The organism is Pseudomonas duriflava (genome assembly GCF_007830155.1).
In the GTDB taxonomy this organism is placed as follows: domain Bacteria; phylum Pseudomonadota; class Gammaproteobacteria; order Pseudomonadales; family Pseudomonadaceae; genus Chryseomonas; species Chryseomonas duriflava.
Genome location: NZ_VLKY01000005.1, coordinates 345,354 through 353,095 on the forward strand (window position 1 = coordinate 345,354; position 7,742 = coordinate 353,095).

6 protein-coding genes and 1 rRNA gene are annotated in these 7,742 nt (G+C 55.0%); 4 read left to right on the forward strand and 3 right to left on the reverse strand.

Annotated elements, in window-relative coordinates:
• Window positions 1–131: 131 nt before the first annotated feature.
• A complete protein-coding gene (locus IQ22_RS09725; RefSeq protein ID WP_145141149.1) occupies window positions 132–662 on the forward strand; it encodes a hypothetical protein in 531 nt (176 codons plus the stop codon).
• On the opposite strand, the gene rimI is transcribed toward IQ22_RS09725, so the two are convergent.
• Entirely contained in the window at window positions 663–1,115 is a 453-nt protein-coding gene (gene rimI, locus IQ22_RS09730; RefSeq protein ID WP_145141151.1) for a ribosomal protein S18-alanine N-acetyltransferase, read from the reverse strand. It abuts the gene before it with no gap.
• On the reverse strand, window positions 1,112–1,888 hold the full coding sequence (locus IQ22_RS09735; RefSeq protein WP_145141153.1) for an energy transducer TonB: 777 nt from the start codon (window positions 1,886–1,888) through the stop codon (window positions 1,112–1,114). Before IQ22_RS09735 ends, rimI begins: the two co-directional genes overlap by 4 nt.
• A gap of 216 nt (window positions 1,889–2,104) precedes the next feature.
• On the opposite strand from IQ22_RS09735, the gene mksB reads away from it, so the two are divergent.
• The 3 genes from mksB to mksF are packed head-to-tail and all read left to right on the forward strand — an operon-like array spanning window position 2,105 to window position 6,832.
• A complete protein-coding gene (gene mksB / locus IQ22_RS09740; protein WP_145141155.1) occupies window positions 2,105–3,367 on the forward strand; it encodes an Mks condensin complex protein MksB in 1,263 nt (420 codons plus the stop codon).
• Complete coding sequence (gene mksE, locus IQ22_RS09745; protein WP_145141157.1) at window positions 3,357–4,028, forward strand: Mks condensin complex protein MksE; 672 nt, start codon at window positions 3,357–3,359, stop codon at window positions 4,026–4,028. Before mksB ends, mksE begins: the two co-directional genes overlap by 11 nt.
• Complete coding sequence (gene mksF, locus IQ22_RS09750) at window positions 4,025–6,832, forward strand: Mks condensin complex protein MksF (protein ID WP_145141159.1); 2,808 nt, start codon at window positions 4,025–4,027, stop codon at window positions 6,830–6,832. Before mksE ends, mksF begins: the two co-directional genes overlap by 4 nt.
• A 669-nt stretch (window positions 6,833–7,501) precedes the next feature.
• On the opposite strand, the gene rrf is transcribed toward mksF, so the two are convergent.
• Window positions 7,502–7,617: ribosomal RNA gene (gene rrf / locus IQ22_RS09755) — 5S ribosomal RNA — on the reverse strand.
• Window positions 7,618–7,742: the final 125 nt, after the last annotated feature.

Below are 7,742 nucleotides of genomic sequence, written 5' to 3' on the forward strand. Positions count from 1 at the left end.
GGTCTTTCCTTAAACGCCTGCCCCCCTAAACCTTGCAGGCCTATCTTCAGGCAAAGGAATCCCCCCGCCGGAATGGAGTCACACCTACATGCCCCGAATTCCGGGATGAATGACGTGATAAGGAGGCGCTCATGAAAAAGCCTGAGACTAACCCCAACCCTTTACCCATTGATGACAATGAAGACCGCATGGGCGGTATGAAGGAGCTCGATTTCAACGATGAGCTCTTTCATGGCAAGGATCGCGGCGAACGGACCGAGGAAGATTACGAAGGACAGTTCCCTCCCGAACGCGTCAGCGAAGCAGGCATGACGGAAGGTGAAACAGTCGATCACCATGTCACCATGGACGACCTCACCCCCGAAACACTGCTAGATGATACTGGTGCACGCAATCCGGAGGAGTACGGTGACGCCTGGCCGGTTGATAAAGAGCTGACCGTAGTTGATAGCAGCGATATTGGCGGTGGCGTTGGGATGGACGAGGCGGAAATGGGCCGTACACTTCCCCTTGACGGCGAAGCCTGGGATGGTAACGCAGATGAACCCAACGAAACGGACGTTCGCCGGGCTGAAAAATCAGCGGATCTCGATGCCACAGACCAAGATATCACTCAGCCCGCTGACGATTTCGACTTGAACGAGAAAAAGCCCGGGCACTAATTAGTCCAGCAGCGTGCAGGCCATGACCAATGCATCTTCACGGCCACCCGCCGCCGGATAGTAATCGCGGCGGCGACCGATCTCATTGAAGCCATAGCGCTCATAGAGCCGGTAAGCCGCCTGATTGCTCTCGCGCACCTCTAGAAAGCACTCATTGGCCTTGGCTTCTCTAGCCTTGGACATCAAGTGCTCTAGCAGTCGATACCCAAGCCCCCGCCCCTGGCTTTCCGGCTTGATAGTAATGTTCAATAGGTGTGCCTCGTCAAGAATGACGTTAATCACTCCATGACCAACTTGCTGCTCCCCTTCGAACATCACCCAACAATCATAAGATTTGAGCCCATCCTGAAAAATGCCCCGGGTCCAGGGATGACTGAACGCGGCGTACTCAATTTTGAGTACGGTATTGAGATCGGCCTCAATCATAGGCCGGAAACGAATAGAGTCAGTCATTTTGCATCGGTCCAACGGGGTCTTAGTCGCTTCATGGCTTGCCAAACGTCTGCCTTTAGCCTCGGTTCTTCTAGTAGCGCTTCAAGTCCCGGCACTATCCAGGCAGAGCCTAAACTGTCCAGCCGGGCCTCCTGGCATTCGATTTTCAGTGCCTCATCAGCGGCGAAGCGGGTAGCCGCGCTGCCCATGAGCCAGAGGCAAAGACTGGGGTGCTGCTCCTGATACGAAGCCACTACGCTTTGCACAAAGCTCCGGGCTTCGGCAGGCCCCTGATCCACGCTTGTCGCCCCCGCCAGAATTGGCCAGCGGATCGGCTCGCCAATCGCTTGTGGGCTGTCTGGCAGTCCTGCTGCACGTAGCATGTTCCGAAGCAGGATATACGCTGGCTCACGCCCCGCCAATGAAGCGCCTGTAGGCAAGTCCACTAGCAGTAAACACCCGCCAGCACGTAATAGTTGCAGGGTAAAGCGCGGCGGTGCCTCCCGCTTTACCGGCTCGGCCGCTACCGGAGCCGGCTCAGGATCGGGCTTAGCCGCACGAACCTGAGAAATTTTAGGCAACTCAGGACGCACCGGCCGAGCTACTGCCGGAGTAGCCGCTACAGCGGCTGGCTGCTCGGTTGCTGTCTCAGAAGGTAATGCCGTAACCGGCTGCGCGTCGAAACTCAAGAGCTCCGGCCGCGACGGTGCGGCGAAAGGTAACTCCATCCTCGGTAGCCAAACGTCCACCTGCATGGCGCGCAGATAGGCGCGGCGTCGCGCTTCGGCCATCATCACACGTGTTCTGCCAACAGAAAAAAAGTCATACAGCTCATCAATTGCCGACGCCCAGTAACGGCGCCATTAGGAAAGTGATTATCGCGTGCCTTGCTTCTAACGAAAAGGCCAAAGCGCGCCTGTTCTGCAAACCAAACGACCATGTGTCAAACGCTACCGTCAGCTCAAGGCCTTTGCAGTACAATCGCGGCTTTTTGTGCAGACGGCCTTGCCATGATCGATCCCAAGCGCGTCCTTCGCGCTCTTGCCGAACATTGGGCGCACCTCGACCCGCTGTGTGAGCATTTCGACAGCGGCACGCTAAGCCTTGTCGAGCTGCGTGCGCGGCTCAGCGCCCAGCTCCCGGATAGCACCCCTGCTGACATCACAGCCCTGCTCGATAGCTGGATTCGCCTGGACATTCTGGTTCCGGTCGCGAAAAGCCCAAACCGCTTTGAGCTCAACGCCCAAATTCATGACTTTCTGGGTTACTTGCGTCGCGAGCACCGCCTGGGACTATGTCTAGAAATTGAGGCATACCTTCGCCACCTGGAACGACTGGCCAGTCACATTCAGGAAGCCTTCGACATGCGCGACGGCAATGAGCTGGCTCGTCAGCTACGCCTGCTCGATATGCGTGTACGCGATGTTCTGAAAAAACTCACCAACGATGAACATGCCTTGGTCGGTGTGGCTGAACGCGCCAAGACCAGTGATCGGCAAATTCCCCTGCGCCAACGGTACGCTGAAGTATTGGCTACCTGGGACGAATACGTCGAGCCGATGATTCAATTGGTTTCAGCCGATGGGGTGTTTGAAAAAGGCGTTCATCGTGTAGAACATGTTTTGCTACGCCTGATGAGCGAGCAGCATCGTCTGGGCCAACTGGTCGACGATGACCTTTTGCTGCGCACCCATGCTCGAATTCTGGAAATGCAAACCACAGCGCAACTTTCTTTGCGGCGTGCCCGCGAATTACTGCTACCGCTTCGCGAAGAAGCCCGTCGGCATAATGCGGTTACCCGTGGAGCCGCCTTGGCACTGGCAGCAATTCGCCGGAAGGGATTGGACGCGGTACCACAGGCCGCTCTACCGCTCTTTAGCCGGCCACAGAGCGTCTTTCTCGGTACAGCGTCACAAGTAGAAAGCTATGTCTATGCTCTGGCACGTTTCGAGCCCAAACCCGCCCAATTTCCCAAGGCCAGCGAGACACGCAAGGACGCAGCCAAACCCTTGGCGCCGCGCACTGCACGCGAAATGCTGGAGCGCTGCCAACAGGCGTTACCCCTGCCTGATCTGATGGTTTGGCTACTGGATCAAGAACCCGAGGGCGCCACCGATGAGCTGCTCTACTGGTTTTCTCGCTTGTCCCGCGACACCCGTTTCCGGCGCACGCGCCTGACACGCCGTGACTACGATACCGCTGAGCACCGGATCAGCCTGTGCTCTTTCGCCCTCTCCGACCGAGACACTGCGAGCGACACCCATGCATCTTGATTTAACCGAACTTTCTCTGCTCACCCCGATTTTTCGCGAGCTGCTTAAAGGCTTCCATATCAGCCGGCGCGACCCGGAGCTATACGCCCAGCTTTCCAACCTTCAAGACGCCTATCGTGCCTTGTTCAAGGCCCTTGGTTTCGAGCTGGTGTGCGACACGCGTGGCTTCTACTACTTTGTCCCGGACCAGATGGGCACGCAGGTCAACAAGACAGCTCAACGCTTGGCCTTATTTACCTTCATCATGGTCGAGCACCTTGCTGACCAGGGACGCGACCCGTTAGCCGTGCTCGACGGTGGCAGCCTGGGCCGCGATGAGCTTCCACCACTTCTGGAAAAGTACCGTGACCTTTTCTTACAAGCCGAAGTGCAAACCCAAGACGAGTTGGAAGAAAAAATTCTCCGTCGCCTAGCACAATTGGGCTTTGCCTCTGAAGACAACGGCCTCTATCGTTTTCTGCCACCCATGCACCGCTTCCTGGACGTCTGCTTGGCTGTCCAACAGGACCGGGACCTGGCCGCTACCCTGCATAGCGACCTGCCGTTACCTGTCCCTACGCTGGTTGACGATGAGACGGAGCTTTCTCCCTTACTGAACGAAGACGATGAATTAAGCCGGGCCGTCGCTGAAGAGCGCGCCTATCAGGAGGCCGAAGTATGAGCCAAACCCGTTACGGCATTCGCCGCTTTGCCCTGCTTAATACCGCCGGTTATAGCTTGGGTCTCTTTCCGCTAGAGCATCCACTATCCGTCTATGGAGCCAATAACCTCGGCAAGAGCGCCTCAATCAACGCGCTTCAGTTCCCTATTCTGGCACGCATGTCAGATATGAGCTTTGGCAAATACAACCTGGAGCAATCGCGCAAATTCTATTTTTCGTCCGACACCAGCTACATATTGGTCGAACTCTCATTGTCCCATGGCCCTCATGTCATTGGCGTGGTGGGACGTGGACCGGGCGGCGGCTTCGGCCATCAGTTCTTTGCCTATGCCGGTGCGCTAGACCTGGCCCATTATCAAAAGAACGGCACCTGTCTACGCCAGCGCGAGCTATTCAAAAACCTGGAACGTGAAGGCATCAAAGCTTATGAGGTCAAACCCGAAGAGCTGCGTCGGTTACTGGTAGGTGGGCATACCTCCATCCCACTGGACCTGACCCTCATTCCGCTGCGCTCCACCAGCGAGCAAAGCCTCAAGACCTTCCGCGCCCTGTTTATTAACCTTCTGCACATGCGGGAAATCACAGCCGCCAAGCTCAAGCAACTCTTCTTGGACGCCTTTGAGCACAGCCTACGTTCTGGCAGTGTCGACTACATTGCCGCAACTGAAGAAGCATTCCGTGATGTTCGCCGTATGGAGCAGGATTACCAGGCACTAATAACAGCTGGCCCGCTGGTTGAGGCTCTAGCCAACGGTATGCAACAGCGCGACCGTTTGCGCGGCAAGCTACATCGCTTATCCCCCCTGCTTGATGGCCTGTTAAGCACATGGCAGAGCTACTCAGAAGACCGTCGCGATGAACTCGTTGGCCAAGCTGAGCACTTCCGCACAGAGCAGGATCGCCTGCAAAACACGCAGCGCAACAGCACCCAGGAGATGATGCGCTTGGAACGCCAGTTGAGCGACATCCAACGCTGGTTAGGTGAATTATCCGTCTTAAAAAACCGCTTCGCGTTGGTCACCTCTGCTGATCAACTTGAACAGCAATTGCTGGCTGCCAAAGATGCCCACGACGAGTTGGCAGGTGCGCTGTCCCAGTCACGCCAGTTCAGCAGTGACGATCTCGACGAACGCGTCCGCGAGCTGGAAAAGCGTCTTAAACTGCTTCGTCAACAGCTCGATCATGCGGACAATAATAGCTATGCTCGGCTGCGTGAAGAGTTTTCTCAACAGGATGTCGACCGTCTGATGCGCCTATTCAATGGCGCACTGTTTAGCCTTCCTTTGGGTGAAAAAGGCATCACTATAGAGGGGGAGCAGTGGATCAAGACCTTGAATAGTCTACTTGAGGCGTTCAAAGGTGAGCGCTTCGAGGCACCCGGCTTCAGTATTGATCTTTCAACGATCGAAGCGCCTGCATTACAAGCCCTAGCTGACCGTGCCGCCCTTCGTGAGCAGCGTGACCGGCTAGAACGAGAACTCAAGCAGCTTCAAACTCAAAAGTCCGTTGCAGCCGATCGTGCCTCCAGCAAGGCACAGTCAGAAAAACTCTACCAGAATGTTCTCGACGCGCAAAAAGGCTTAGAGGATTTTCGCCGCTACCAGACCTTGGCCGCTCACGAAGCCGAGAAGCTTGAGCAGCTCGCTCAGCTCGAGGCCACTCAAGATGAACTCAAACGCTCTAGCGATGCGTTCACCGAGCGCGTCCAACAGCTCTCTGCCAAACTTCAACTCATTGCTCGCCAATTGGCCGACCTAGAAGCCAAAAATCGTACGCTTGAGGATGCCCTGCGTCGCCGTCAGTTGTTGCCTAAGGATCTCCCTCAAGGTCTTCCCTTTATGGAAGCCATCGACGACTCCATGGATAACCTGCTGCCGCTTCTCAACGACTATCAGGATACTTGGCAGGCGCTGCAGCGCATCGACACACAGATCGAAGCGCTCTATGCGCAGGTTCGCGTAAAAGGCGTCGCCAAGTTCGACAATGAAGAAGACCCCGAGCGCCGCCTCATGCTGCTCGTGAACGCTTATGCTCATCGCCAGGACGAAGCCCTGACCCTGGCCAAGGCCCGTCGTGCCGCTGTAACTGATATCGCCCGTACGCTACGCAATATCCGCAACGACTACGATAACCTTGAGCACCAGCTCGGCCTGTTTAACCGTGAAATCAATCGGCGTCAGGTATCCAACCTGGAGAGCTTCCGCATCGTACTGGCACCAAACAAGGAAGCTCTTAAGCACATCGACCAGATCATCCATAGCGCTGGTCAATATGAAGAAGGCGAAACCCTTTCAGTCTTCGATTTGAGTCAAAGCGCCGAGCAGGACGCTAAGAACGAAGAGGCCAAAGAATATTTGGCGCGCCTGGTTGCTGCCAACCATAACCAACTAGGCCTAAAGGATTTGTTCGAGCTAGCCTTTGAAATCACCAAAGTCGGCGGCCAACCTGTCATCCATACCGATATCGATGGCGCAGCCTCTAATGGTACGACGATGACCATCAAGGCGCTGACCAACATGTACTTGTTGCTGCACCTGATGGATCGCGAACAGGCCAGCCGCGTCCGCCTCCCCTATTATTTGGATGAAGCGGCTGATATTGATGAGCGCAACCAGCTTGCCCTAATAGAAACCAGCCGGCAATTAGGGTTCGTTCCGATTTTGGCTAGCGTCAAACCGCAAGTATCGGCTCATGTAGCCATTGACCTTGAAGGTGGAAGCGGGCCGAACGGTATTTATATTGATGAGGACGACTGGAAATATATTCATCGACGCGAAGAGCAAGTGATAAACGAGCCAGCATAACAGCAAGAGGTGGATAGGCTTGCTCTACCCACCCCTCTCACACACGCACTACCCATCATGATTTTTAACGGCTTTCCCAATCCCACTCATTGAACAGCAAAGGTGTGGTTGGGCAATGTAAGCCAGCCAATATCCGCTAACAGAGTGGGACAGATAACTTTTTTTGAAAGAAACAGTTATGCAGCTCCCGCTTTTGAACAGCGCGGGGTTGATGGTTACACACCACGAGTTGTTTCTGACTGCATAGGCGCGCATAGCTCAATCCAATATGAACAAGCATCCGGTTCTTCTCTGAACTAAGCTCCAGGGCTGACTCTTTCTACCATCAAACCGAATCCCATTTCAGCGCCTGACCTACCTGTCAGCAAAGCGGGCTGACCTTTAGCCTGGGCGGCAGATTTGTACGGCTTGAGAGCAGTGGTATTAACGTTGTTGGCCCAACTCTAGGCACTACTGTTAAAGCAGAGGCCCTATCACCAATCCATAGCCAGCCCATTAACTCTTAAGATCAAGTCCTGGCACTGCAATAGAGACTTAGCCAAAACGTTGGTATAGCCATGCTGTCTGGCTTGGAACCTGCTCCAAATTTGGCCGCCCTTGCCGCTCAGTTCTGGGCTCTGAAAAGACAAAACCCCCGGGCCGTTAGGCCTGGGGGTTTTGGGTATAGGTGCTTGACGATGACCTACTCTCACATGGGGAGGCCCCACACTACCATCGGCGATGCTTTGTTTCACTTCTGAGTTCGGAATGGGATCAGGTGGTTCCAGAGCTCTATAGTCGTCAAGCAATTCGGGTGAGGAATCGCTGTTACTCGCTTCCTCGAATGGGTATGTGATCAGGTAATTGCGGGTTCGCAAGCTTTCGGCTTTAGGCGTCTTCCCGTAGGCAATCTTTACAGATTGTTTGGGTG

Bases quoted from the DNA above. Each gene is read 5' to 3' on its own strand.
- rimI (WP_145141151.1), bottom strand. From the start codon at position 1,115: ATGACTGACTCTATTCGTTTCCGGCCTATGATTGAGGCCGATCTCAAT.
- mksB (WP_145141155.1), top strand. From the start codon at position 2,105: ATGATCGATCCCAAGCGCGTCCTTCGCGCTCTTGCCGAACATTGGGCG.
- IQ22_RS09735 (WP_145141153.1), bottom strand. From the start codon at position 1,888: ATGATGGCCGAAGCGCGACGCCGCGCCTATCTGCGCGCCATGCAGGTG.
- mksF (WP_145141159.1), top strand. From the start codon at position 4,025: ATGAGCCAAACCCGTTACGGCATTCGCCGCTTTGCCCTGCTTAATACC.
- mksE (WP_145141157.1), top strand. From the start codon at position 3,357: ATGCATCTTGATTTAACCGAACTTTCTCTGCTCACCCCGATTTTTCGC.
- IQ22_RS09725 (WP_145141149.1), top strand. From the start codon at position 132: ATGAAAAAGCCTGAGACTAACCCCAACCCTTTACCCATTGATGACAAT.